The 24581-nt window shown below is 57.2% G+C and carries 25 protein-coding genes; 10 read left to right on the forward strand and 15 right to left on the reverse strand.

What is annotated here, in order from left to right:
• The first annotated feature begins 62 nt into the window (after nt 1-62).
• Nucleotides 63-3179 (forward strand): multidrug efflux RND transporter permease AcrD, encoded by a 3117-nt coding sequence (gene acrD, locus QZH36_RS17920; RefSeq protein ID WP_301730787.1) that lies wholly within the window; start codon nt 63-65, stop codon nt 3177-3179.
• Between the two features lie 94 nt (nt 3180-3273).
• Here the strand turns inward: acrD and ypfM are convergent, their stop codons facing one another.
• Together ypfM and QZH36_RS17930 are read right to left on the reverse strand one after the other, a co-directional pair.
• A complete protein-coding gene (gene ypfM / locus QZH36_RS17925) occupies nt 3274-3336 on the reverse strand; it encodes a protein YpfM (RefSeq protein WP_148101251.1) in 63 nt (20 codons plus the stop codon).
• 419 nt (nt 3337-3755) lie between these two features.
• Nucleotides 3756-3950, reverse strand: a complete 195-nt coding sequence (locus QZH36_RS17930) for a hypothetical protein (protein ID WP_125289573.1) — start codon at nt 3948-3950, stop codon at nt 3756-3758.
• Between the two features lie 132 nt (nt 3951-4082).
• On the opposite strand from QZH36_RS17930, the gene QZH36_RS17935 reads away from it, so the two are divergent.
• The 3 genes from QZH36_RS17935 to QZH36_RS17945 are packed head-to-tail and all read left to right on the forward strand — an operon-like array spanning nt 4083 to nt 5770.
• On the forward strand, nt 4083-4442 hold the full coding sequence (locus QZH36_RS17935; RefSeq protein WP_253459427.1) for an ArsC family reductase: 360 nt from the start codon (nt 4083-4085) through the stop codon (nt 4440-4442).
• 2 nt (nt 4443-4444) lie between these two features.
• Nucleotides 4445-5572, forward strand: coding sequence for a succinyl-diaminopimelate desuccinylase (gene dapE, locus QZH36_RS17940; RefSeq protein WP_253459426.1), 1128 nt, complete (start codon nt 4445-4447; stop codon nt 5570-5572).
• 9 nt (nt 5573-5581) lie between these two features.
• Entirely contained in the window at nt 5582-5770 is a 189-nt protein-coding gene (locus tag QZH36_RS17945; RefSeq protein WP_253459424.1) for a YpfN family protein, read from the forward strand.
• Nucleotides 5771-5794: 24 nt separating this feature from the next.
• Here the strand turns inward: QZH36_RS17945 and QZH36_RS17950 are convergent, their stop codons facing one another.
• The 5 genes from QZH36_RS17950 to dapA all read right to left on the reverse strand — a co-directional run bounded on the left by QZH36_RS17950 (nt 5795) and on the right by dapA (nt 11648).
• Entirely contained in the window at nt 5795-7813 is a 2019-nt protein-coding gene (locus QZH36_RS17950; RefSeq protein WP_445235137.1) for a tRNA(Met) cytidine acetyltransferase TmcA, read from the reverse strand.
• A 1-nt stretch (nt 7814) separates the two neighbouring features.
• Nucleotides 7815-8675, reverse strand: a complete 861-nt coding sequence (ypfJ, locus tag QZH36_RS17955) for a KPN_02809 family neutral zinc metallopeptidase (protein ID WP_301730788.1) — start codon at nt 8673-8675, stop codon at nt 7815-7817.
• A 169-nt stretch (nt 8676-8844) separates the two neighbouring features.
• Nucleotides 8845-9558 carry a phosphoribosylaminoimidazolesuccinocarboxamide synthase gene (gene purC, locus QZH36_RS17960; protein ID WP_253459418.1) on the reverse strand — a complete coding sequence of 238 codons (714 nt, stop codon included), beginning with the start codon at nt 9556-9558 and terminating at the stop codon, nt 8845-8847.
• A gap of 164 nt (nt 9559-9722) precedes the next feature.
• Nucleotides 9723-10754 carry an outer membrane protein assembly factor BamC gene (gene bamC / locus QZH36_RS17965; protein ID WP_301730789.1) on the reverse strand — a complete coding sequence of 344 codons (1032 nt, stop codon included), beginning with the start codon at nt 10752-10754 and terminating at the stop codon, nt 9723-9725.
• A 15-nt stretch (nt 10755-10769) separates the two neighbouring features.
• Nucleotides 10770-11648 carry a 4-hydroxy-tetrahydrodipicolinate synthase gene (gene dapA, locus QZH36_RS17970; RefSeq protein WP_125289566.1) on the reverse strand — a complete coding sequence of 293 codons (879 nt, stop codon included), beginning with the start codon at nt 11646-11648 and terminating at the stop codon, nt 10770-10772.
• Between the two features lie 158 nt (nt 11649-11806).
• Between dapA and QZH36_RS17975 the strand changes: the two genes are divergently transcribed.
• Complete coding sequence (locus QZH36_RS17975; RefSeq protein WP_125289565.1) at nt 11807-12418, forward strand: glycine cleavage system transcriptional repressor; 612 nt, start codon at nt 11807-11809, stop codon at nt 12416-12418.
• Nucleotides 12378-12845 carry a thioredoxin-dependent thiol peroxidase gene (gene bcp / locus QZH36_RS17980; RefSeq protein ID WP_125289564.1) on the forward strand — a complete coding sequence of 156 codons (468 nt, stop codon included), beginning with the start codon at nt 12378-12380 and terminating at the stop codon, nt 12843-12845. Before QZH36_RS17975 ends, bcp begins: the two co-directional genes overlap by 41 nt.
• A gap of 51 nt (nt 12846-12896) precedes the next feature.
• Here the strand turns inward: bcp and QZH36_RS17985 are convergent, their stop codons facing one another.
• The 5 genes from QZH36_RS17985 to QZH36_RS18005 form a co-directional block, all read right to left on the reverse strand.
• Nucleotides 12897-13187, reverse strand: coding sequence for a hypothetical protein (locus QZH36_RS17985; RefSeq protein WP_301252003.1), 291 nt, complete (start codon nt 13185-13187; stop codon nt 12897-12899).
• 1 nt (nt 13188) lies between these two features.
• Nucleotides 13189-13482 (reverse strand): hypothetical protein, encoded by a 294-nt coding sequence (locus QZH36_RS17990; RefSeq protein ID WP_301730790.1) that lies wholly within the window; start codon nt 13480-13482, stop codon nt 13189-13191.
• 236 nt (nt 13483-13718) lie between these two features.
• Complete coding sequence (locus QZH36_RS17995; protein WP_125289561.1) at nt 13719-14792, reverse strand: AI-2E family transporter; 1074 nt, start codon at nt 14790-14792, stop codon at nt 13719-13721.
• Between the two features lie 103 nt (nt 14793-14895).
• On the reverse strand, nt 14896-16470 hold the full coding sequence (locus QZH36_RS18000) for a sensor domain-containing diguanylate cyclase (RefSeq protein WP_301730791.1): 1575 nt from the start codon (nt 16468-16470) through the stop codon (nt 14896-14898).
• A gap of 236 nt (nt 16471-16706) precedes the next feature.
• Nucleotides 16707-17312 (reverse strand): DsrE family protein, encoded by a 606-nt coding sequence (locus tag QZH36_RS18005; RefSeq protein ID WP_253459402.1) that lies wholly within the window; start codon nt 17310-17312, stop codon nt 16707-16709.
• 658 nt (nt 17313-17970) lie between these two features.
• Here QZH36_RS18005 and bepA point away from each other — a divergent pair.
• Together bepA and arsC are read left to right on the forward strand one after the other, a co-directional pair.
• The gene (gene bepA, locus QZH36_RS18010) at nt 17971-19425 is read left to right on the forward strand and encodes a beta-barrel assembly-enhancing protease (RefSeq protein WP_253459397.1); all 1455 of its coding nucleotides are present in this window, start codon (nt 17971-17973) and stop codon (nt 19423-19425) included.
• Nucleotides 19426-19432: 7 nt separating this feature from the next.
• Nucleotides 19433-19786, forward strand: coding sequence for an arsenate reductase (glutaredoxin) (gene arsC / locus QZH36_RS18015; RefSeq protein WP_253461249.1), 354 nt, complete (start codon nt 19433-19435; stop codon nt 19784-19786).
• On the opposite strand, the gene hda is transcribed toward arsC, so the two are convergent.
• The 3 genes from hda to upp form a co-directional block, all read right to left on the reverse strand.
• Nucleotides 19783-20490, reverse strand: a complete 708-nt coding sequence (hda, locus tag QZH36_RS18020; protein WP_125289556.1) for a DnaA inactivator Hda — start codon at nt 20488-20490, stop codon at nt 19783-19785. The genes arsC and hda overlap by 4 nt on opposite strands.
• An 85-nt stretch (nt 20491-20575) precedes the next feature.
• Nucleotides 20576-21853 carry a uracil permease gene (gene uraA / locus QZH36_RS18025; RefSeq protein WP_301252008.1) on the reverse strand — a complete coding sequence of 426 codons (1278 nt, stop codon included), beginning with the start codon at nt 21851-21853 and terminating at the stop codon, nt 20576-20578.
• 176 nt (nt 21854-22029) lie between these two features.
• A complete protein-coding gene (gene upp / locus QZH36_RS18030) occupies nt 22030-22656 on the reverse strand; it encodes a uracil phosphoribosyltransferase (RefSeq protein ID WP_125289554.1) in 627 nt (208 codons plus the stop codon).
• Between the two features lie 241 nt (nt 22657-22897).
• On the opposite strand from upp, the gene purM reads away from it, so the two are divergent.
• On the forward strand, nt 22898-23938 hold the full coding sequence (gene purM / locus QZH36_RS18035) for a phosphoribosylformylglycinamidine cyclo-ligase (protein ID WP_301730792.1): 1041 nt from the start codon (nt 22898-22900) through the stop codon (nt 23936-23938).
• Nucleotides 23935-24573, forward strand: a complete 639-nt coding sequence (gene purN / locus QZH36_RS18040; protein ID WP_253459388.1) for a phosphoribosylglycinamide formyltransferase — start codon at nt 23935-23937, stop codon at nt 24571-24573. The genes purM and purN overlap by 4 nt, the downstream gene beginning before the upstream one ends.
• Nucleotides 24574-24581: the final 8 nt, after the last annotated feature.

Raw genomic sequence — 24581 nt, forward strand, 5'->3', positions numbered from 1 at the left:
CGATGCATTCTGCACGGCGTCGCCCGGTCGTAACCTTTCCCGACGCTAGCCTGGAGCCGCTGATGGCGAATTTTTTTATCGATCGCCCCATATTTGCGTGGGTGATAGCAATTTTGCTGTGTCTGACCGGTACTCTGGCTATTTTTTCGCTGCCCGTAGAGCAATATCCGGCGCTGGCGCCGCCTAACGTCCGTATTACCGCTAACTATCCCGGCGCTTCCGCGCAGACGCTGGAAAATACGGTTACTCAGGTGATCGAGCAGAATATGACCGGCATCGATAACCTGATGTACATGTCTTCGCAAAGCAGCAATACCGGCCAGGCGACGATTACGCTGACTTTTGTTGCGGGCACCAATCCCGACGAGGCGCGCCAGCAGGTGCAAAACCAGCTGCAAACCGCGCTGCGCAAGCTGCCTCAGGCCGTGCAGTCTCAGGGGGTGACGGTAACCAAAACCGGTGACACCAATATTCTGATGGTGGCCTTCGTCTCTACCGACGGCAGCATGGACAAACAGGACATTGCGGATTACGTCGCCAGCAACGTGCAGGATCCGCTGAGCCGCATCGACGGCGTGGGCCAGGTAGACGCCTACGGCTCGCAATACGCCATGCGCATCTGGCTCGATCCTGACAAATTGATCAACTATGCGCTGACCACCTCCGATATCGTCAGCGCCATCGAATCGCAAAACAGCCAGGTTGCCGTGGGCCAGCTGGGCGGCCTGCCTTCCGTAGAACGCCAGGCGCTCAACGCTACTATTAACTCTCAGTCGTTACTGACCACGCCCGAGCAATTTCGTCAGATTACGCTGCGCGTTAATCAGGATGGTTCGGAGGTGCGGCTGGGCGACGTGGCGCAGGTGGCATTGGGCGCGGAAAAATATGACTATCTGAGCCAGTACAACGGCCAGGCCGCTTCGGGTCTGGGCGTAAAGCTGGCTTCGGGCGCGAACGAGCTGCAAACGGACAAGCTGGTCAGAGCGCGCATTGAAGAACTTTCCCACTATTTCCCGCCCGGCCTTAAGGCGGAAATCGCTTATGAAACCACGCCTTTCGTGGTCGCCTCTATTGAAGACGTGGTGAAAACGCTGCTGGAGGCCATCGTACTGGTGTTCGTGGTTATGTATCTGTTTTTGCAGAATTTTCGCGCCACGCTTATTCCCACCATCGCCGTGCCGGTGGTACTGCTTGGCACTTTTGCCATTCTCTCTGCCTGCGGATTCAGTATTAACACGCTGACGATGTTTGCGATGGTGTTGGCGATCGGCCTGCTGGTGGACGACGCGATTGTGGTGGTGGAAAACGTCGAGCGAATAATGAGTGAGGAAGGCCTCTCGCCGCGCGATGCCACGCGAAAGTCAATGGGGCAAATTCAGGGCGCGCTGGTGGGGATAGCGCTGGTGCTCTCCGCCGTTTTCGTGCCGATGGCCTTTTTTGGCGGCACCACCGGCGCCATTTACCGGCAGTTTTCCATCACTATCGTTTCCGCTATGGTGCTTTCCGTGCTGGTGGCGATGGTGCTGACGCCCGCCCTCTGCGCCACGCTGTTAAAACCGCTGCCGCCGGGCGCGCATCATGAACGGCGAGGATTCTTCGGCTGGTTTAACCGCACCTTTAACCGTAACGCAGACCGCTATAAGCGCGGCGTAGGGCGCATCGTAGCGAAAGCGGGACGCTGGCTGCTGCTTTATGTGCTGCTTATCGCCGGCATGGCGCTGCTGTTCCTGCATCTGCCGACCTCTTTTCTGCCGCTGGAAGATCGCGGCGTCTTTACCACTCAGGTGCAGCTACCGCCAGGCTCCACGCTGCAACAGACGAATAAAGTGGTGAATAGAGTTGAGCAATATTACCTGACCCGGGAAAAGGATAACGTGCTGTCGGTGTTTTCAACTATCGGCGCCGGGCCAGGCGGCAACGGACAGAACGTGGCGCGCATGTTTGTCCGGCTGAAAGACTGGCGGGATCGGCCGGGCAAGGACAACAGCTCGTTTGCCATTATTGAACGCGCAACCGTGGCTTTTAAATCAATCCGCGAGGGCCGCGTGATCGCCAGCAGCCCGCCCGCAATCACCGGCATGGGCAACTCGGCCGGCTTCGATATGGAATTGCAGGATCATGCCGGTCTGGGCCACGACGCGCTGATGCAGGCGCGCGATCGGCTGCTGGCGATGGCGGAGAGCGATCCGTCACTGGCCCGCGTGCGTCATAACGGGCTGGACGATACGCCGCAGCTGCGGATCGATATCGATCAGCACAAGGCGCAGGCGCTGGGCGTGTCGGTGGACGATATCAACGACACGCTCACCACCGGCTGGGGCTCGACCTATGTTAATGACTTTCTCGATCGCGGACGCGTAAAAAAAGTCTACGTGCAGGCGGCCGCGCCTTTCCGCATGCTGCCGGACGATATCAATAAATGGTACGTGCGCAACAGCAGCGGCGGCATGGTGCCCTTTTCCGCTTTCGCCAGCACCCGCTGGGAAACCGGCTCGCCGCGTCTGGAGCGCTATAATGGCTATTCGTCGGTAGAGATCGTTGGCGAATCCGCTCAGGGCGTCAGCACCGGCACCGCGATGGACAGCATGGAGCAGCTGGTCAGCAAGCTGCCCACCGGTTTTGGCGTGCAGTGGACCGGCGCGTCGTTTCAGGAGCGGATGAGCGGCTCGCAGGCGCCCGCGCTCTATGCCATTTCTCTGCTGGTGGTTTTTCTCTGCCTGGCGGCGCTTTATGAAAGCTGGTCGGTGCCTTTCTCCGTGATGCTGGTCGTCCCGCTGGGCGTGGTGGGCGCGCTGGCGGCGACCTGGCTGCGCGGGCTGGAAAACGACGTCTATTTCCAGGTAGGGCTGCTGACGGTGATCGGGCTGTCGGCGAAAAACGCCATTCTTATCGTGGAGTTTGCTAACGAGATGAACAGTAAAGGATGCGATTTGCTGGAGGCGACGCTGGAAGCCTCGCGTCAACGCCTGCGCCCTATTCTGATGACGTCGCTGGCCTTTATTTTTGGCGTGCTGCCGATGACTGTCGGCAACGGCGCAGGCTCCAGCAGCCAGCACGCGGTAGGCACGGGCGTGATGGGCGGGATGATCGCCGCCACCGTGCTGGCGCTGTTCTTTGTGCCGATTTTCTTTGTGCTGGTGCGCCGACGCTTTCCGTTAAAAGAGAGGCCGATCGCATAAAAGAGCAAAGGCAGCCTGAAGGCTGCCTTTTTTAAATTCGGTTACTGAAGGTAAAGCTTGCCGGCGTGCTGCCGGATTTTTCTTTATGAATGTGTTACTTACGAGTCAACATCGTTTCGATAAAGTCTTTCCAGTTCCCCAGTTCTAAATCAATCATACATCACCTCTCTCGTTGTGTTGCGGTCATTATAGGATTATTCCTAAGGCGAAGTGAACAACTTTCGGCCATGAACAGGGGTGTAAAATTAAGAATTATCTTAAAACGTGCGGCCGCGCACATTTCTTATCGGTTGATTTTTAAGGGAATTAATAGCCTGCTTATCATCAGGGATCGGACGATCGGCTAACCGCTTGATTAGGCTGATATGTCAGCAAAAGGCATTTGGCAAGACACAACCGGGCTTCAGATATGAAGCGCGCGGTATGAGACATCAGGCACGAAGTACAAGGTTTGAAGTACGTAGTAAGAGACATCAGGCACAAAGTACGCGGTACGCGGTACGAGACATCAGGCGAAGCACGAAGTATGAAGCACGGGAAGTTTTTGAGGGGGCCTGAAGCCCCCTCGCGCATTTACTACTTCAGCACAATAATTTTGTCGTAGCCGCCGCTCTCGCTGTCTATATGGGTTTTGGCATCGGGATGCTCGGCCAGTACCGCTTCAACGATGTGATTAAACTCATCGCAGCGGGTCTCTTTTTTTCTGGCGATCACAATTGTCGATTTCGTCTCTTCAACCGTATGGGCGGAAGACGCTTCCATATAGTTCATATTATCCCTCCCTCTCCTCTGTTCCTGGGTTTATGCCGTCTTCCGTGCCTCGCAGGCGTATCCATTGTAAACTCAGCGCCTGAGCAGTATCGAATATAGATGAAGCCCACAGAAAATAGAAGGGAACCCGCCATGCTGACGATGTACGGCATTAAAAACTGCGACACCATCAAAAAGGCACGAAAGTACCTGGATGCTAACGGTGTAGCTTACCAGTTTCACGACTATCGCGCCGACGGGCTGGAGGCGGATTTGCTCCAGCGCTTCAGCGATACGCTGGGCTGGGAGGCGCTGCTGAACACGCGTGGAACCACCTGGCGCAAACTGGATGAAGCGACGCGCAGCGCGGTAGACAACGCGGCGGCCGCGCAGCAGCTTATGCTGGCACAGCCGGCGATGATTAAACGCCCATTGCTCTGCCGGGCCGACGGCTCTATGCTGCTGGGTTTTAACGAAACCGCTTACGCATCTTTTATCGTGGAGAAGTCCTGATTATGTATTGTCCGGTCATTGAGCTGACGCAGCAGCTTATTCGTCGCCCTTCCCTCAGCCCGGATGATGCCGGTTGCCAGGCTGTGATGATCGAGCGCCTTAAGGCGCTGGGCTTTACCGTTGAATTAATGAATATTGGCGATACGCAAAATTTCTGGGCATGGCGCGGCGAAGGCGAAACGCTGGCCTTTGCCGGGCATACCGACGTGGTGCCCGCAGGTGATGCCAACCGCTGGATCAACCCGCCGTTTGAACCCGCCATCCGCGACGGCATGCTGTTTGGACGCGGCGCGGCGGATATGAAAGGCTCGCTGGCCGCCATGGTTGTCGCCGCCGAGCGTTTTGTCGCCGCCCATCCGCACCACAAGGGCCGCCTGGCCTTTCTGATTACCTCCGATGAAGAAGCCAGCGCCGTAAACGGCACGGTCAAAGTTGTCGAGACGCTGATGGCGCGCAACGAGCGCCTGGACTACTGCCTGGTCGGCGAGCCTTCCAGCACGGAAATCGTGGGCGACGTGGTGAAAAACGGCCGTCGCGGTTCGATGACCGCCAACCTGACCATTCATGGCGTACAGGGCCACGTCGCTTATCCGCACCTCGCTGATAATCCGGTACATCGCGCGCTGCCTGCGCTGAACGAGCTGACGGCGACAGAATGGGATCGGGGCAACGAGTTTTTCCCGCCGACCAGCATGCAGATTGCCAATGTCCAGGCCGGAACCGGCAGCAACAACGTGATCCCCGGCGAGTTTTTCGTGCAGTTTAATTTCCGTTTCAGCACCGAGCTGACCGACGCGCTGATCAAAGAGCGCGTACAGGCGCTGCTGGATCGGCATCAGCTGCGCTATACGCTTGACTGGGTGGTTTCCGGCCAGCCTTTTTTAACCTCTACCGGCAAACTGGTCGAGGCGGTGGTAAACGCCGTTGAGCACTATAATGAGATCAAGCCGCAGCTGCTGACGACCGGCGGCACGTCCGACGGCCGCTTTATTGCCCGTATGGGCGCGCAGGTTGTGGAGTTAGGGCCGGTCAACGCCACCATTCACAAAATAAATGAGTGCGTTAAGGCTGCCGACCTCCAGCTGCTGAGTCGGATGTATCAGCGCATTATGGAACAATTGATAGCGTAAGGATCAAATATGGAATGGCTGAAAGAGTACTGGTGGTTGCTGGGGATTGTGCTGATGGTGGGCATTCTGATGAATGTGTATAAAGACCTGAAGCGTATCGACCATAAAAAATATATGGATAACCGCCCGGATTTGCCGCCGCATCGCGATTTTAACGATAAATGGGACGATGAAGACGACTGGCCGAAGAAGAAGTAAACGACAGGGGCGACGGCCCCTGTTTTAATTTATGTCCGACTGCCCTGTCTTCATTATCTTTAGCCTCCATGTTTCTGCCCGCTCATTATCCAGCGCTGTCAGCGCCCGTTCCGCCTCCTGCCGCCAGCCGTTCAGCAACGCCTTACGCCCCGACAGCCCCGACAGTTTGACCAGCTCTGCCTGAGCCAGCCCTTCCGTCAGCGCGCCCTGTAATAACGGCAGCGGCTGCGGGGCGTTTTCCAGCAGTCGGCCCAGCGCACCGATAGCGGCCTCGAACGAGCGCTGCGCCCACGCAAAGCCCGCCAGCTCGCGCCAGTCGTCCTCATCCAGGCCAGTGGCCTCAACGTTCGGGAAAGTCAGATCGACGTCATGAAGAAAAGGACGCAGCCAGCGCCAGTCGCGCGCCAGCCGACGCTCCGCCCTGTCGGCCAGCGCCCTTCCCCGTTCGCTCAGCGGCAGAATCGCCATCGCGGTGTGGCAGCCGCTGCTCGCTTCCGTTCGCGTGCCCACCCGCGCCAGCCGGAACCCGCAGGCCTGCCAGAAACGCCATAGCGAAGGCGTATAGCCAAAACTCACCGAGAAAAAGTCCAGCCCTTCCGCCTGACTGACGCTGTGCCGCACCATCTCCCTGCCGACACCCTGCCGCCGCAGCGCGGGCATGATGGCGATGCGGCTGATACGGCGTGAGCGCATCTGCGCCGCTTCCGGCCAGCCGCCGTGGGCCGCCAGCGACTGCGCCACCAGGTTGCCTGGCGGACGACGCAGTCCCGCCCACACGGCCTGCGCCAGCTCCGCCGTTAATCCGCCTTCCTCCACCAGCCAGAGCGCGCCCTGAACTTTGTCCGCCTGCAGCGCGGCGCTGAAGCGCATGCCCGGCGCGTCCATCATGCGCCGAAGATCGATCGGCGAAGTGCGGTAGTGCGCGCTGGCGAGCAGCTGATAAATCGCCTCCAGCACCGCCGGGTTTTCCTGCCATTCCGCCTGCTGCGGAAAACAAAAGCGCACCGGCGCGCTGACAATTTCAGGCTCCGCTTCGCTGAACAGCAGGGCGCGATCGATAAACTGCTCAAGCGGATCGTGCGCCGACCAGCGCAAAGGCTGGTCAAGTCGGCACAGCGTAGCGTTGGGCAGGCTGTCGCAGAACTTCAGCATAAAGCCGCGCCCCGTCCCTTCATAACCCTGCAAGGTGGTGGTTAACAGCGTGCGCGGAAAAAGCCTGACCAGCTGCTCAAGCATCGGCGCGGGGATCGCTGCCGCTTCGTCAATCAGCAGCCAGTCAACATCCCGGGGACGCGCCGCCGGGTCGAGCGCCAGCAGCCTGTCCGGCGCGATAAAATCAAAAGCGTCGCCCGCGTAGGTTGCCAGCACGTCGGTGGCGGCTTTCGCGGGGGCGGAGATAAGCGCACGGCCGGGCCAGCGGGCGGCAAGCAACCCGGCAAGCGCGGATTTGCCTCGTCCTCGCGGCGCGGTGACCACGTAGATACCCGGTTTCGCCATCAGCAATTGCTCCAACAGAGCCTGCTGCTGACCGTCGTCATCGGGCTGCCAGTCTGGCGCGAACGGCGGCGCAGGCAAAACGGGCGCCTGATGCTGGCAAAACCGCGCGGCCTGTGGATCGGCCAGCAGCAGCTTTTGCAGACGGGAGACAAAATTAGGCGTGGCGAGCGGCGTAGCGGTATCTCCCCAGCGCAGCGAATCTTTATCGGGTTGCGCTGGCCAGCCGGCCCATTCCGGCACCAGCATCAGCAGCCAGCTTCCCGCTTTCAGCGTGCCCGCCAGCACTGCCAGCGCCTCGGCGTTGAAGCCGTGACGCGCGTCAAACACGGCGTGCAGAAACTCCTGCCCCAGCAGCGTCCGCACCGCTTCGGGCGCGCAATGCAGCGGGCTTTGCGGCGCATCGCCAAGCCACAGCCAGTCGCCGGGCAGCAGCGATAGCCACTGCTGCGCCTGCTGCTGGCACCACTCCGCCTCGCCGCTGATAACCATCAGCCTGCGCATTCCCTGCCGCTGTAGCTGCTCCGTTTGCGTAATGACGTCGCGCAGATCAGCCACTGAAAGTGTCACACTGGCCAGGATTGCCGCTGTCGAACCCTTTTTTAAACCAGCTGTAGCGCTGCTCCGAGGTGCCGTGGGTGAAACTGTCCGGCACCACGCGTCCCTGGCTTTTCTGTTGCAGACGATCGTCCCCGATCGCCTCGGCGGCGTTCAGCGCCTCCTGCAAATCGCCCGGCTCCAGCACGTTTTCCTGCTGCATATAGTGGCCCCAGACGCCGGCAAAGCAGTCGGCCTGTAGCTCCAGCTTCACGGAAAGCTGGTTCGCCTGCTTTTGGCCGCCCTGCTGCTGCAGCTGACGCACCTTAGGTTCAATACCAAGAAGATGCTGCACGTGGTGTCCGACCTCGTGCGCGACCACGTAGCCCTGCGCAAAGTCGCCATCGGCGCCAAGCTTGTTTTTCATTTCATCATAGAACGACAGATCGATGTAGACGGTGCTGTCGGTCGGGCAGTAGAACGGCCCCATCACGGACTGTCCCGTGCCGCAGCCGGTACGGGTTGCACCGCGATACATCACCAGCTTGGGTGGCGTATAGGTTTTGCCCATTTTCTCGAAGATTTTTTGCCAGGTGTCTTCCGTGGTAGCCAGCATCACTGAGGTGAATTTCGCCGCCTCATCCTGCTGCGGCGTGCTTCGCTGCTGCTGTTGTGAAGAGAGCGAGGTCGACTCGCCGGTCAATAAAGGCGTTAAATCGTAGCCGTAGTAGCCCGCAATCATCACGACGATCAGCAGAATAATGCCGCCTTTGCCGCGCGGAATACGCATCCGTCCCGCGCCCATTGAGTTACCACCGGATTCATTACGGCGATCTTCCACGTTATCGCTCTCACGGCGCCCTTGCCAACGCATACACTACCTCGGATTATGAACTGTTGGAGTGATTTTAGTCGCGCATAGCCGCTAACACCAGCCTTGCGGCGGCTGCCGGGCCGGAACGGAAAGGTATTTCAGAATAGAGGTAGATTAGCGGAGCAGGTAAGAGAAAAGCGGCCGTGGCGACACCCACGGCCGGGGGAAATCAGTCCAGCTTCACGCCCAGACGATTCGCCACTTCTTCATAGGCTTCAATCAGACCGCCCAGGCTCTGGCGATAGCGATCTTTATCCATTTTATTCAGCGTCTCTTTGTCCCACAGGCGCGCGCCGTCCGGGGAAAACTCATCGCCCAGCGTGACTTCACCGTGGAACAGGCCGAACTCGAGCTTGAAGTCCACCAGGATCAGACCGGCATCGGAGAAAAGCTGGCTCAGCACGTCGTTGGCTTTGTAGGTCAGCTCGCGCATACGCGCCAGGTTCTCTTTGCTCACCCAGCCAAAGGTTTCACAGTAGGATTCGTTGATCATGGGATCGTGACGCGCATCGTCTTTTAAAAACAGATCGAACAGCGGCGGGTTCAGGATGGTGCCCTCTTCCACGCCCAGGCGCTTCACCAGCGACCCTGCCGCGCGGTTGCGCACTACACACTCCACCGGCACCATTTCCAGCTTTTTGACCAGCGCTTCGTTGTCCGACAGCAGCGCTTCCATCTGGGTAGGGATGCCCGCTTCCGCCAGCTTGCTCATGATAAAGTGATTAAATTTATTGTTAATCATTCCTTTGCGGTCAAACTGTTCGATGCGCTCACCGTCCAGGGCTGATGTATCGTTGCGGAATTCGAGTATCAGCAGATCCGGATTTTCGGTGCTGTAAACGGTTTTCGCTTTGCCGCGATACAACTCAGCTTGCTTTTTCATCTCTTTACTCCAAACGTGAAATGCCCGGTGCTTTGCGCCTGCGAACAGGCCGAAACCGGTCGGGTATGAACTGTTGCGTCCATTGTATGATCGGACGCGAAAAAACCGAAGCAATCGATTACGCGGCAGCAAATAAAAAAGGCCGACGCGCGTCGGCCTTTCGATTATTTGTTAAATGCCGCCTGGAACACGGCGACCAGCGCATCGTTTTGCGACTGGGTCAGCGCATGGCCTTTTGGATCCAGGAACTGCAGGCTGCTGCGGTTATCCAGATCGCCGACCTGTAGCTTATAGTTGCCGTCGGTCAGCTCAGGATCTTTCGCGCCAATGCTGTCCCAGGTCTCGCTGGACGGGGCGCTGTAGGTCACGTTCAGGCTGCCCTGCGGACGGTTGCGGTCGGTGATCTTCATGCCCACGCGCTCCAGCGCGGTCGGCAGACGCTCCCAGACCAGGTTAAACGGCGCGCGCACCACCAGCGTAGGCAGGCCGGTATCGTCCGCGCCGCTCTGCACGTTGATTTGCGCAGTGCTGCCTTTAACCGCCGCGTCGTCGCGAGTCGTGGCGATTTTATCCAGGCCAGCGCTCAGCTCGTTCAGCATCTGCGCGGTGTAGCGCTGCAGCTGGACGGGTGAAGTAACGGCTTTACCTTCCTGCTCCAGCTCCAGCAGCTTCACGCTCAGCGCCTGCTGATAGCCCTGCTGCTGCACGGCTATCTGGTAGCGGCCGCGATACTGATGATCTTCATCAGCGCGGTTCCACTGCACCCAGTCGGTGGTCAGCGTCTGGCTGCCGTCGGTGCGGCTGGCAATCGGATAGTTGCGCGTCTGCACTACCGTCACAACCTGCGGCCACAGCGCGCCGCTGGCGTTATCGACCAGCAGCACGCCGGAGTTGCCGGCAAACTGAGTGCGGGCGCCGTTGATCAGCGCCAGCGGCTGGGCCGGTGGACGGATATCCAGCTGCTTGCCGACGGCGCCTTTCGCGCTGGCGGAAGGGATATCAAAATCACCGTTTTGCAGCGGCAGGATCATTCCTGCTGGCGCGTGCAGCTCGTTGATATCCGCAGCTTTGAGGTAAGATTCGTCGCCGCTGACCTGGCGCTTGTAGCGCTGATCGCTCGAACATGCCGCCAACAACATCACCAGCGACAGGCCAACCACTTTTGCGATTGCCGACTTTTGTACTGAGTAAGCCATTACTTCTCCCTAAATTTACAGCAGGCCTGCGTCTTTCAGTGCCTGCTCAACAACCGGACGACCGGCATCAGTCATCGGCGTCATTGGTAGACGCAGCGTATCGGTTGCAATTAATCCTAATTTTTTAGCAGCCCATTTTACCGGGACAGGATTAGGCTCAATAAATAGCTTCTGATGCAGAGGCATCAGACGCTGGTTAAGGCGGCGCGCTTCCCGGAAGTTGCCCTGCTGCGCAAGCGCGCAGAGCTCCGCCATTTCGCGCGCGGCGATGTTGGCCGTTACGGAGATAACGCCCCTGCCGCCCAGCTGCATAAAGTCGAGGGCAGAAAGGTCGTCGCCGCTGACCAGCACGAAATCGTCATCGACCAGCTCTTGGATCTGGCTAACCCGCGATAAGTTCCCGGTCGCCTCTTTGATTCCGATAATATTTTTGATCTTCGCCAGACGGCCTACGGTTTCCGGCAGCATATCGCAACCGGTACGCGACGGCACATTGTAGAGCATTTGCGGAAGATCGGTGCTTTCGGCGATGGCTTTAAAGTGCTGGTACAACCCTTCCTGGGTTGGACGATTGTAGTATGGGGTGACGGTAAGGCAGCCTACCACGCCGCTGTTTTCAAAACGATGCGTCAGCGCGATGCCTTCTGCCGTGGCGTTGGCGCCGGTACCGGCAATGATGGGAATGCGCCCGTCGGCCAGCTCCAGCGTCAGCATGACCACGTCACCATGCTCGTCGTGGCTTAATGTTGCCGATTCGCCCGTTGTTCCTACGGAGACAATTGCCGCTGTTCCGCTGGCAACATGATAATCAATCAGTTTTTTCAGACTTGCGCGACAGACGGACCCTTTGTCGTCCATCGGCGTAACGAGCGCAACAATACTTCCCGTAAACATTAGCCATCCCCTCCACAAACAAGTGCTTCATGGTACGTTTGACGGCCCACGAAAAGCAAGCGGGCAAGCCTGCCAGGCCCCTTGGCACAGGGTATTTTTTATGTTTACCTAAGAGTTATCACAATTGCTAATCACTGAGACGTACAGGAAGCATTATTTTGCCGCAGTCAGAGCAACATCACCTGGTTATTACCGCCGTGGGCGTCGACCGACCGGGGATTGTTAATACCATTACCCGCCACGTCAGCAGCTGCGATTGCAATATCGAAGACAGCCGCCTGGCCATATTGGGTGATGAATTCACTTTTATTATGCTGCTTTCAGGAAGCTGGAACGCTATCGCGCTGATTGAATCGACGCTGCCGCTGAAAGGCGCCGAGCTGGAGCTGCTGATCGTGATGAAGCGCACCACCTTTCGCGAAAGGCCGCCTATGCCCGCTACCGTCTGGGTGCAGATTGAAGTCACCGACTCCGCGCATATTATCGAACGCTTTACCGATCTCTTTGATTCCCATCAGATGCATATTGCTGAACTGGTCTCACGCACGCAACCTGCGGCAGAAAATCAGCCGCCCTTGCTCTATATTCAAATTACCGCGCACAGTCCTGCCAGCCAGGATGCTGCCATTATTGAGCAGGCGTTTAACAGCCTCTGTACAGAGTTAAGTGCACAAGGCACTATTAGCGTCGTCCAGTATCCACAGCATGATGAAAAAACGGAGAATAGTGATGAATCCACTGAAAGCCGGCGATCCCGCACCCGTCTTTAGCTTGCCCGACCAGGATGGCGAGCAGGTAAACCTGACCGACTTCCAGGGACAGCGCGTTCTGGTCTATTTTTACCCAAAAGCCATGACGCCGGGCTGCACCGTACAGGCGTGCGGTCTGCGCGACAGCATGGACGAGCTGAAAAAAGCGGGCGTGGAAGTGCTGGGCATCAGCACCGATAAACCGGAAAAACTCTCGCGTTTTGTCGAGAAGGAGCTGCTGAACTTCACGCTGCTGTCGGATGAAAATCATCAGGTTTGCGAGCAGTTCGGCATCTGGGGCGAGAAAACCTTTATGGGCAAAACCTATGACGGCATCCACCGCATCAGCTTCCTGATTGGTACCGACGGCAAAATCGAAAAAGTGTTTGATGATTTCAAAACCAGCAACCACCACGATATCGTGATGGACTATTTGCAATCGGCCTGATGGTGAAACGGGCGGTGTGATTACCGCCCATTGCGATAACGTTTTCTGATGTTAAAAATCGTAGTCATCCAGCTGTGCTTCAATCATTTTATTTCCATAATACCTTTTCTTTAATTTTTCCTTTTGTCTTCTGGCCTGGTCACAGACGGTTTCTACCTTCTTTTCTATCTCATTTTGGCGTGCCGCTGAAAGCGTACTGTCCCATTCGCCTGAAAAGTGCTGGCAATCTTCGGCGTTATCCAAAAATGCCTTCAAATCTTTGGGTACAGATGGAGGCTTATTGGCATACGAACAACCGCAAACAGTAAAATTAAAAACAAGAACAGCTAAGTGAGCTTTCATATTACCGCCCATCCGAGGACCAATGAGGTTTATCGCTTATACCACCACGGTATTTAATGACGCCAAATATTTTCCCCACCTCATGAAGTTCTTTATTCATGCCGTCTTTCGGAAATGATCTGATAGTTAGCGTTTTTTTATTATTGTCTTCTATTATTAACACCCCAGACCAGGAAATGGCCATATCAATAGCTTTCCCTTCCGTATGCCGGCTTCTTAACGATGGCGCAACGTTCAGGTTTGCCATGCCAAATGCTGCCATCATTTCCGCTGCTGCGGCCAGGCTCTCTGCCAAAAAACTCTTTTACCCAATGTTTTCCGCTTAATCTTTCCATAAAAATCCTTTTGAAGAAGAGTTAAAGGAAGGGCTTTAAAAAAACCTAAAACATTACGCTTCCTTCCACGGAAAAAAACTTTAATTCATTATCCCTTTGCGGAATAGCGACTCGATTATACAGAAAATAATTTCATGAATAGCGCAACAAGAATTAATAGATAAAGAGAGGAGATATTCTCTCCTCTCTTTATTACCTATTTAAGCCCTGAACGTTCAGAATTCAGTTCATCAGGCCAGGCATGAAGCACCGCTTTCACCAGCGAGGCCAGCGGAATAGCGAAAAATACGCCCCAGAAGCCCCACAGGCCGCCAAAGATAACCACCGACAGAATAATTACCAGCGGATGCAGATTCACCGCTTCGGAAAACAGCACCGGCACCAGAATATTGCCGTCCAGACCCTGAATAATCAGATAAACGATAATCATCGTCCAGAAATCGCCGCCCAGCCCCCACTGCGCCAGGCCTACGCCAATAACCGGCACGGTCACGGCCAGCGCGCCTATGTAAGGGATCAGTACCGACACGCCAACCAGCACCGCCAGCAGCAGCGCGTAGTTCATGCCGATAGCCAGAAAACCGATCCAGCTCGCCACGCCGACCACCACCATTTCCAGCACTTTGCCGCGAATATAGTTGGAAACCTGCTGATTCATCTCCAGCCAGACCTGTCCGGCCAGGCCGCGATTACGCGGTAAAATGCGGCCGATCGCCGCCAGCATCTGCTCTTTATCCTTAAGCAGGAAGAACACCATCAGAGGCACCAGCACCAGGTAAATCGCCAGCGTCATCAGGCCCACCAGCGAAGCCAGAGAATAGCGCAGCAGCTGATCGCCGATACCGCTCAGCCTGGCGCGCAGGTTTTCCACCACGATATCGACCAGCCCGACATCTATCAGCGCCGGGAAACGCTCCGGCAGACGCGTGGCAAAGTGATACAGGCTGGTTAGCATCGTAGGCAGCTCGTGCGCTAAATTGATGCCCTGTTGCCAGGCGACGGGCGCCACGACCAGGATCAGCACCAGCACAATAGTGGCGAAGAAAATCAATACGATAGTAGTGGCCCAGGCGCGCGAGCAGCCAAGCCGTTCCAGACGTACCGTCGGCCACTCCAGCAGATAAGCAACAACCAGCGCCACCAGCAGCGGCGCCAGCAGGCCGTTAAAGAAGAAAAGGATGCCGAAAGCGGCAAGCAGTATCGCCAGCAGCGCGATAGCCTGGGGATCGCTAAAGCGCCGGCGATACCACTGTAGTAGAAGATCCAGCATGGAAAAGTCCTGGCTTACTGAAGGAAGCCGCAGAGTCTACCTGAAAAAATGGCTGGCCGCGCGGCTTCCAGCGCCGGCCTCAGCCATACTGACGGTAAATCTCCTACGCCGTTTCCTGCCATTGCCCGCTCACCACCACGCGGTTGCGTCCGGCATGTTTGGCGCTGTAGAGGGCGTCGTCCGCCTGTTTAAATACCTGCTCCAGCGGCATCTCGTCCGCGTTCCACAGCGCTACGCCAATCGACAGCGTCACGCATCCCACCGGGGCCAGCGCCAGCTGTTCAATTTTTTTACGCACGCGCTCGGCAATTACCGCCGCCATTTCCCGGTCCGCGCCCGGCAGGATCATCAAAAACTCTTCGCCGCCGTTGCGGCATACCACATCGGTCTGGCGCGAGCTTTTGCTCAGCTCCTGCGCCACGCTTTTAATCACGCTGTCGCCCACGTCGTGGCCCCAGCCGTCGTTGACGCGTTTAAAGTGATCGATATCCAGCGCCAGCACGGCAAAAGGCTGGCGCGTGGCGTAAAAATACTCCAGCACGGCGTGCAGGCCGCGACGGTTCAGCAAGGAGGTCATAGGATCGGTCTGCACCTCAAACTTCAGGCGACCAATTTTATCCTGCAGCAGGCCGAGGCCGGTGAGCATTGCCCGCTTGATCTGCGCCGCTTCGTAATACCAGGAGCGGATGGCGCCAATCTCCGTAGACGCGCCGGGCGCATCCATCTGGCTGGCGTTGTCCGCCAGCTGCCCCAGCGGCCGCGCGATCAGCCAGGCAAACAGCCAGGCTAACGCCAGCGTCAACAGCGCCAGCGGAACGGCGCGCTGCACCACCTGCAGCATCATGCTGGTAAGCGGCGTCAGCGTGGTGGGCGTCGGCTTCATCGCCACAATCATCCAGCCGGGCGTGGCAACCATTGCGTAGCCCGCCAGCATCGGCTCGCCGTTTTGCTTCGACACCTGCTGAGAGCCGTTATCCTGTTTCATCTCGTCGCTAATCAGCGGCGCGATTTTCTGCCCGATTAACGTGCCGTTTTGGTGACACAGCACGCGGTTGCCGCTGTCGACCACGTAAAGAGAAGAGCCGTCACGGTAGAACTGCTCGCCCAGTAGCTCGTTGAGAATACTCTTTTTCTTCAGGTAGATGGTGCCGCCAACAAAACCCAGATAGACGCCGTTGGGCGACCAGATAGGATAGGAGACGAACACCATTAAATTATTGGCGACCGACAGCGAAGGCTGGCTGACCAGCGGTTTACGCTCTTTCAGCGCCTGTCGGGTAACCGGCGTGGTCAGATGCACGCCTTTGAGCATCAGCGAGTCGGGAGAAATGGCTTTTACCCAGCCGTTGGCATCGACAATCACCGCCGAGTTAAAACTGTTGGTCTGCTCGCGCAGGCGCATGACTTCACGCTGCATCAGCGCGTCATCATTGCCGCCCTGTCCCAGCGTTTTGGCACTGAAAGCCAGCTGCGACTCCGCCAGCTGAAAAAACATTTCCGTGGTAGAGGCGAGCTTGGTCGCATAAACCCGGTTGGATTCCAGCGTATTTTCGATCAGCACTTCCCGCTGCACTTGCCGGGTGGCGTACAAAGAGTTGGCCAACGTGATGGCAATGCTGGCGAAGGCCAGCAGCATAATCAGCGTGCGCAAATCCAGCTTCAGACGAGGAAGCCTCATAGATTAGCCCCGAGGAAACATTTCATAGATGTCGCTTCTTTTTTTTAATTTGGTTTGGTAACGCGTCATGCCCTGGTGAAGCATGGAGTCATACAAGGAGTATCGTCAGCATTAGGAATAATCTTAGAGATTTTAACTCAATTTTTTGCAGATGGGCAGAGGTAACTGATAAGAAGGCGAATTCAGGCGACAGCGGGGGTAGCGTCCCGCACCGATAACGGGCGGGACAAAGATGGCTACATAGCGAGGAAAGCGTAACCCTGGTTTTCCAGCGTGGCGACCGTGGTCGGGCTGGAAAGTGCATGGGTAACGGAGGTATCAATCCACTCATGCTTAAAGTGATGGAAAGCCACTGACTGATCGCAGACGGAGACGTCCACGCCTTTAGCGCGCAGTTCGCTAATCAGCTTCAGATTAGGGTTATCCACGCCGAAGACTTTTTTATATTCCGCGTTATTTAACATTGCTGGCGTACCGTCGCCGGTCACCGAGACCACAAATTTAAGCTGCTCCTGCGGCACCCCGGAAGCAATATATAAATTCACCACGCGGGCAACGCGCTCCAGGCCAAGGTTAGGGACTTTAGGGCCATTTTCCGCTTTGGTTATCTGGAACACGACTTTATTGCTGTCGCCCACGGCCGGCTTATAAGCCGCATCCGCCTCATAATGAATTTTGCCGTAGCCATCGATAGCCGGCGTGCTCCAGAAGCCGTCAGGATCGTTATCCTGAACGCCGAAGTGCTGGCTGATTTTCTCTGCAATAGCCGGGGCGGAAGAGAAGCTGGCGCCAATAAAACCGGCCACGGCAGCGATTAAAACGTAAGACACAACAGGACGCATAGTATGCTCTCCAGAAAGCGTAACGAATCGGAAACGGAACAGAGGGAAGTGAAGTTATCGTGTAAATCTGACGCAAAGATTGAGTAAATTATTTCTTGCTGTAAATAAGCGCTACTCTGCTTTTATAAGTGCGGCACTGCTCGTCGGTTTTATTTATCTGTTTTATTTAAAAGCGAGATATATTTTTAATCAGAAAAAAGTGCCAGCGTATAAAAGCATTTCCTCCTCAACGCTTTTTATTATTCCTGCTGAGTCAGCCATGGTTCTTTGGCTAAGCAAAAAATTCTGATAAAGCCTGGAGCGGGATTATAAAGATAAACGCAAGGAAGGCCTGTGCAAGAGACGGCGAGAAGGATCGGTTTACAGCCATTTTTAGGAGTAAACCTAAACAATTTTCGTGCCATATTCAATTTTACTGAATAAATTTACCTGAATTTACTTAATAATCCGCTTTCCTGCCCCTGTGTGCCAGCAGGGCCTACGTTCAGTTTTTTTCGCTGAGTTTAAGGTATGCTCGTCCGGCCCGGTATTTATTCATGCTTAGCGGCGTTTCCTTCCTTATCACCTCTGGTTAAGATAGCCGCTGAAGAGCGCCGTCCTGCAGAACCGTTAATCCTTCTGCCGGGCAATTGAGGACGTTATCAGAATAGGATTTTGCATGATTAACCGACTGAAAAGGTGCGCGCTGGCGTCGCTGATCCTGCTGCCCACGATAGCCGCGCAGCCTGCCAGGGCCGACATCAGCGATACTTTGCCGGATATCGGCACCACCGCAGGCAATACGCTTTCCGTTAATCAGGAACTGGCGATGGGGGATTTCTATGTTCGCCAGCTGCGGGCCAGCGCGCCGCTGATCAACGATCCCCTGCTCAATGACTATATCAACCAGCTGGGCCAGCGGCTGGTGGCGCACGCCTGGTCGGTCAAGACGCCGTTCCACTTTTTCCTGGTCAGCAATGACGAGCTGAACGCCTTTGCCTTTTTCGGCGGCAACGTGGTGCTGCATTCCGCCCTGTTCCGCTATACCGAAAACGAAAGCCAGCTGGCCTCGGTGCTGGCACACGAAATTTCTCACGTTACCCAGCGTCACCTGGCGCGCGCGATGGAAGAGCAGCAGCGTAACGCGCCGCTGACCTGGGTGGGCGCGCTTGGCTCCATTCTGCTGGCGATGGCAAACCCGCAGGCCGGGATGGCGGCGTTAAGCGGCACGCTGGCGGGCGCGCAGCAGGGCGTGATCAGCTTTACCCAGCAGAACGAGCAGGAGGCTGACCGTATCGGCATTCAGGTCTTGCAGCGCGCGGGGTTCGATCCCCAGGCGATGCCCAACTTTCTGCAAAAGCTGTCCGACCAGTCCCGCTTCGCCTCTAAGCCGCCGGAAATTTTGCTGACCCATCCCCTGCCCGACAGCCGCCTGGCCGATGCCCGCAACCGCGCCAACCAGATGAAGCCCGTCGTGGTGCAGTCGTCACAGGATTTCTATATGGCGAAAGTGCGCGTGCTGGGCATGTACGCGACGGGAAAAAACCAGCTTGGTGACGATCTGCTGGAAACATTGAGTAAAGGCAACACGCGCGAGCAGACCGCCGCGCAGTACGGCAAGGCCGTTCAGTTCCTGCAGGCGAAAAGCTATGACAACGCCCGACGCATTATCGCGCCGCTGCTGGCCGCTCAGCCGAATAACGTCTGGTATCTGGATCTGATGACCGATATTGATATCGGCCTGAAGCAGCCGCAGCGCGCTATCGCCCTGCTGGAAAAAGCCAAAGCATCCAGCCCGGTGGTACAGCTCAACCTGGCTAACGCTTACGTCGAGGCGAAGCAGCCCGCCAGCGCCAGCAAAATCCTTTATCGCTATACCTGGACGCATAAAGACGATCCCAACGGCTGGGATCTGCTGGCGCAGGCGTCGTCCGCTCAGGGGCTGACGGATGAAGAAGAGGCGGCGCGGGCGGAAAGCCTGGCGCTGAACGGCCAGCTGGATCAAGCGATCCGCAGCCTGAGCGACGCCAGCGCCGCCGTGCCGCTGGGCAGCCTCAAGCAGGCCCGCTACGATGCCCGTATCGATCAGCTGCGCTATTTACAGCAGCGTTTCCGTCAGTATCAGAAAAGGTAAGCGAATGATGTCGAACGTTGAGATTTACCATAACCCACGCTGCTCCAAAAGCCGCGAAACGCTGGCGCTGTTGCAAAGTAAAGGGATTGAACCGGAAGTCGTGCTCTATCTGAAAAATCCGCCGACTGTCGCCACGCTGGAAAGACTGCTCCTTCAGGCGGGCTTCAGCTCTGCGCGCAAGCTGATGCGCAGCAAAGAGGCGCGCTATCAGGCGCTGAACCTGGACGATCCCACGCTTAGCGAAGCGGATTTGCTGGCGGCAATGGTCGCTTATCCGGAGCTGATTGAGCGCCCGATCGTGGTGGCTAACGGCAAGGCGCGGCTGGGCAGGCCGCCGGAGCAGGTGCTGGCTATCCTTTAAAGATCCAGCGCCTCTTTCACGAAGGGAATGGTCAGCTTGCGCTGGGCGCTGATCGAGGCGCGATCCAGCTTGTCCAGCGTCATAAACAGCGTGCGCATTTCCCGATCCAGCCTTTTTAGCAGAAAGCGGCCGACATCTTCTGGCAGTTCAAAACCGCGCAGCCGCGCCCGCAGCTGGAGCGCCTGAAGCTTGTCGTCATCCGACAGCGGCTGCAAACGATAGATTTGTCCCCAGTCCAGACGGGAAGCGAGATCGGGCAGCTTCAGGTTCAGCTGGCGCGGCGGGCGATCGCCGGTGATCAGCAGACGGGTGCGGCCCGTTTCCAGAATACGGTTATAGAGATCGAAAATCGCCATTTCCCAGGGTTCGTCGCCGGCGATGCACTCGATGTTGTCGATGCAGATCAGCGCCAGCTGTTCCATACCGTCCAGTACTTCAGGCACGAACCAGGTACGCTTGTCGAGCGGCACGTAGCCCACGGCTTCGCCACGCGCGGAGAGTTCCGCACAGGCCGCGTGGAGCAGATGGCTGCGCCCGCCGCCTTCACGCGACCAGAAATAGAGATAGCTGCCGTGCTCCTGCTGTAACGCCCCTTGCAGCGCGGCGATCAGCGACGGGTTATCCCCCGGCCAGAAGCTGGCGAAGGTTTCATCATCGGGCAAATAGAGCGGCAGTGAGAGCTGTGCCGGAGTGTTCAGAAGCACCTCAGTAATGGGTCGAAATCCGGCGGCAGTTTATCACAGTTCTTTAAGGATTATGAAACGGGCAGCGCCGCTGCCCGTCAGATCTTTACTCGCGATCCTGCGGATCCAGAATGACCTCTTCCGGGCGGATCAGCGTAATCAGCCGGAAGATCAGGCTCAGCCCGATGCCGACGATAGTCGCCAGCGCCATGCCTTTCAGCTCTGCCGCGCCAATATGCACCGTGGCGCCGCTGACGCCGATGATCAGGATCACCGAGGTCAGGATCAGGTTCTGCGCCTTGTTGTAATCCACTTTGGATTCAATCAGCACGCGGATACCGGAAGCGCCAATCACGCCGTACAGCAGCAGCGACACGCCGCCCATCACCGGCACCGGCACCGCCTGGATCGCGGCGGCCAGCTTGCCAACGCAGGAAAGCAGAATGGCAAGAATAGCCGCGCCGCCAATCACCCAGGTGCTGTAAACGCGGGTAATTGCCATCACGCCAATATTTTCGCCATAGGTGGTGTTAGGCGTAGAGCCGAACAGGCCGGAAAAAATCGTCGAGACGCCGTTGGCAAACATCGAGCGATGCAGGCCGGGATCTTTCAGCAGGTCTTTTTTAACGATGTTCGCCGTAACCACCAGATGCCCGACATGCTCGGCGATCACCACCAGCGCCGCAGGCAGAATGGTCAGCATTGCCGCCCACTCGAAGCGCGGCGTGTAGAAGGTCGGCAGCGCAAACCACGGTGCCGCTTCAACCGATGACCAGTTTACGATGCCCATAAACCAGGAAAGCGCATAGCCGACCAGCACGCCGATCAGGATAGGGATAATCGCCAGAAAGCCGCGGAACAGCACCGAGCCGAAAACGGTCACCGCCAGCGTCACCATGGAAATCAGAATGGTTTTGCCGTCGACCGCCGCGCCGTTAGCCGGCAGCAAACCGGCCATATTCGCCGCCACGCTGGCCAGCTCCAGCCCGATGACCGCCACGATAGCGCCCATCGCAGCCGGTGGAAACATCACGTCCAGCCAGCCCGTTCCGGCTTTTTTTACAATTAGCGCCACCAGGCAGAACAGCACGCCGCAAAGGATAAAGCCGCCCAGCGCCACCTCGTAGCCCAGCGGCAGCAGCAGCAGCACCGGCGAAATAAAGGCAAAGCTGGAGCCCAGATAGGCCGGGATTTTCCCTTTACAGATAAAAAGGTACAGCAGCGTGCCGATGCCGTTAAACAGCAGCACGGTGGCCGGATTGATATGAAACAGGATAGGCACCAGCACCGTCGCGCCAAACATGGCGAACAGATGCTGGAAGCTGAGTGGGATGGTTTGCAGCAGCGGTGGCCGCTCGCTTACGCCGATAGCGCGACGCGTCATGGTGAGTTACCCCTTATTTTTCACAATAAAAAACCGACTCTCTGGTCGGCTTGATCGCTGGCAGTCATGATAAAACGCGGGTTGCAGGCCGATGCCCGGCGCGGCCGTTGGGCAACGCGCGGCGATGCCGGACGCTGTCCGGCCCCGGACGGGCGGATAAAAGGCCTGCGGCTTTATCATTTCGTACCGAAGATCTTGTCGCCCGCGTCGCCAAGGCCCGGAATGATATATCCTTTTTCGTTCAGTCCCTGATCGACGGAGGCGGTATACAGCTCCACGTCCGGATGCGCTTTTTCCAGCGCCGCGATGCCTTCCGGCGCGGCAACCAGCACCAGCACTTTAATACTGCTGCAGCCCGCTTTCTTCAGCAGGTCGATAGTGGCGATCATCGAGCCGCCGGTCGCCAGCATAGGGTCAACCACCAGCGCCATGCGCTCTTCGATATTGGAAACCAGCTTTTGAAAATAAGGCACCGGCTCCAGCGTCTCTTCGTCGCGATACACGCCCACGACGCTGATGCGCGCGCTGGGCACGTGCTCCAGCACGCCTTCCATCATGCCCAGGCCGGCACGCAGGATAGGCACAACGGTAATTTTTTTGCCTTTGATCTGGTCGATTTCCACCGGGCCGTTCCAGCCTTCGATAGTGACCTTTTCCGTTTCTAAATCCGATGTGGCTTCATAAGTCAGCAGACTTCCCACCTCCGAGGCGAGTTCACGAAAACGTTTGGTGCTGACGTCCTGTTCACGCATCAGACCCAGTTTATGTTTGACCAGCGGGTGTTTGACTTCCACGATCTTCATTGTTTTACTCCCGGAGTGTATGGCTGCAAAAAAAAATCGCGAGATTATAGCGCCATTTAGCAGCCAGTACCTATTACTTAATCCGACTTCTGCCGGATCCCTGCCATCCCCTTAAGGATTAGCGCAAAGTGAGCGCGGCGCAATGGTGGCGAAGATGAGGCTCGCAAACGTTTGCCTGCGCTGTTAGAATTGCCGCGCTTTATTACCAACCACCAACCGCAAACCGCGTGGGGATTTCGCAGTGACCGACAAAACCTCTCTCAGCTATAAAGACGCCGGTGTAGATATCGATGCTGGCAATGCTTTAGTCGACCGTATCAAAGGCGTAGTGAAAAAGACTCGTCGCCCGGAAGTGATGGGCGGACTGGGCGGTTTCGGTGCGCTTTGTGCGCTGCCGCAAAAATACCGTGAACCGGTTCTGGTTTCCGGCACTGACGGCGTCGGCACCAAGCTGCGTCTGGCCATGGACCTGAAGCGCCACGATGCCATCGGTATCGACCTGGTTGCGATGTGCGTGAACGATTTGGTGGTCCAGGGCGCCGAGCCGCTGTTCTTCCTTGATTACTACGCCACCGGTAAGCTGGATGTGGAGACGGCCGCCAGCGTGATTACCGGTATTGCAGAAGGCTGCTTACAGTCCGGCTGCGCGCTGGTCGGCGGCGAAACGGCTGAAATGCCCGGCATGTATCACGGCGAAGATTACGACGTGGCGGGCTTCTGCGTTGGCGTGGTGGAAAAGTCGGAAATTATCGACGGCAGCAAAGTCAAAGACGGCGACGTGCTGATTGCGCTGGGTTCAAGCGGCCCGCACTCCAACGGCTATTCGCTGGTGCGCAAAATTCTGGCGTTCAGCAATACCGACCCGGAAACCACCCTGCTTGAAGGCAAGCCGCTGGCGGATCATCTGCTGGAGCCAACCCGCATTTACGTTAAAAATATTCTCAGCCTGATTGAGCAGGTTGACGTCCACGCTATCGCCCACCTGACCGGCGGCGGCTTCTGGGAAAACATCCCGCGCGTGCTGCCGGACAACACCCAGGCGGTGCTGTCGGAGTCAAGCTGGCAGTGGCCTGCCGTGTTCGGCTGGATGCAGGAAGCGGGCAACGTCAGCCGCTTTGAAATGTATCGCACCTTTAACTGCGGCGTCGGCATGGTGATTGCGCTGGACGCCAGCGAAGCGGATAAAGCGGTAGAGCTGATGACCGCCGCCGGCGAAAAAGCCTGGAAGATTGGCGTGATTAAAGCCTCCGGTGCCGAAGAGCGCGTGGTGATTAACGCATGAAGCGGCTCGTCGTGCTGGTTTCCGGCCAGGGGAGCAATCTCCAGGCCATTCTGGACGCCTGCCGGCAGGGACGGATCCACGGCAGCGTTGCTGCCGTGTTCAGCAACAAAGCCGACGCTTACGGCCTGACGCGCGCGCGCGAGGCGGGCGTGCCCGCTCATGCGCTGGCGGCCGCGCAGTTTGCCGATCGCGACGCCTTCGATCGCCAGCTGATGCTGGAAATTGACGCCTACGCGCCCGACCTGGTGATCCTGGCAGGCTATATGCGTATTCTGAGTGCGGATTTCGTGGCGCGCTACGCGGGCAGGATGCTGAATATCCACCCTTCCCTGCTGCCGAAATATCCTGGCCTGCACACGCATCGCCAGGCGATTGAAAACGGCGACGAAGAGCACGGCACCTCGGTGCATTTCGTTACCGAAGAGCTGGACGGTGGCCCGGTGATCCTTCAGGCCAAAGTACCGGTTTTTTCCGGAGATACGATCGATGAGGTCGCGGCGCGCGTGCAGCATCAGGAGCACGCTATTTATCCGCTGGTGGTCGGCTGGTTTGCGGATGGCCGCCTGAAAATGCAGGACGGCGCGGCCTGGCTGGACGGCGAGCAACTGCCGCCGGAAGGCTACGCCTGGGGCTAAAAGGGAAA

Origin of the sequence: Erwinia wuhanensis, from assembly GCF_030484085.1 — a bacterium.
In the GTDB taxonomy this organism is placed as follows: domain Bacteria; phylum Pseudomonadota; class Gammaproteobacteria; order Enterobacterales; family Enterobacteriaceae; genus Erwinia; species Erwinia aeris.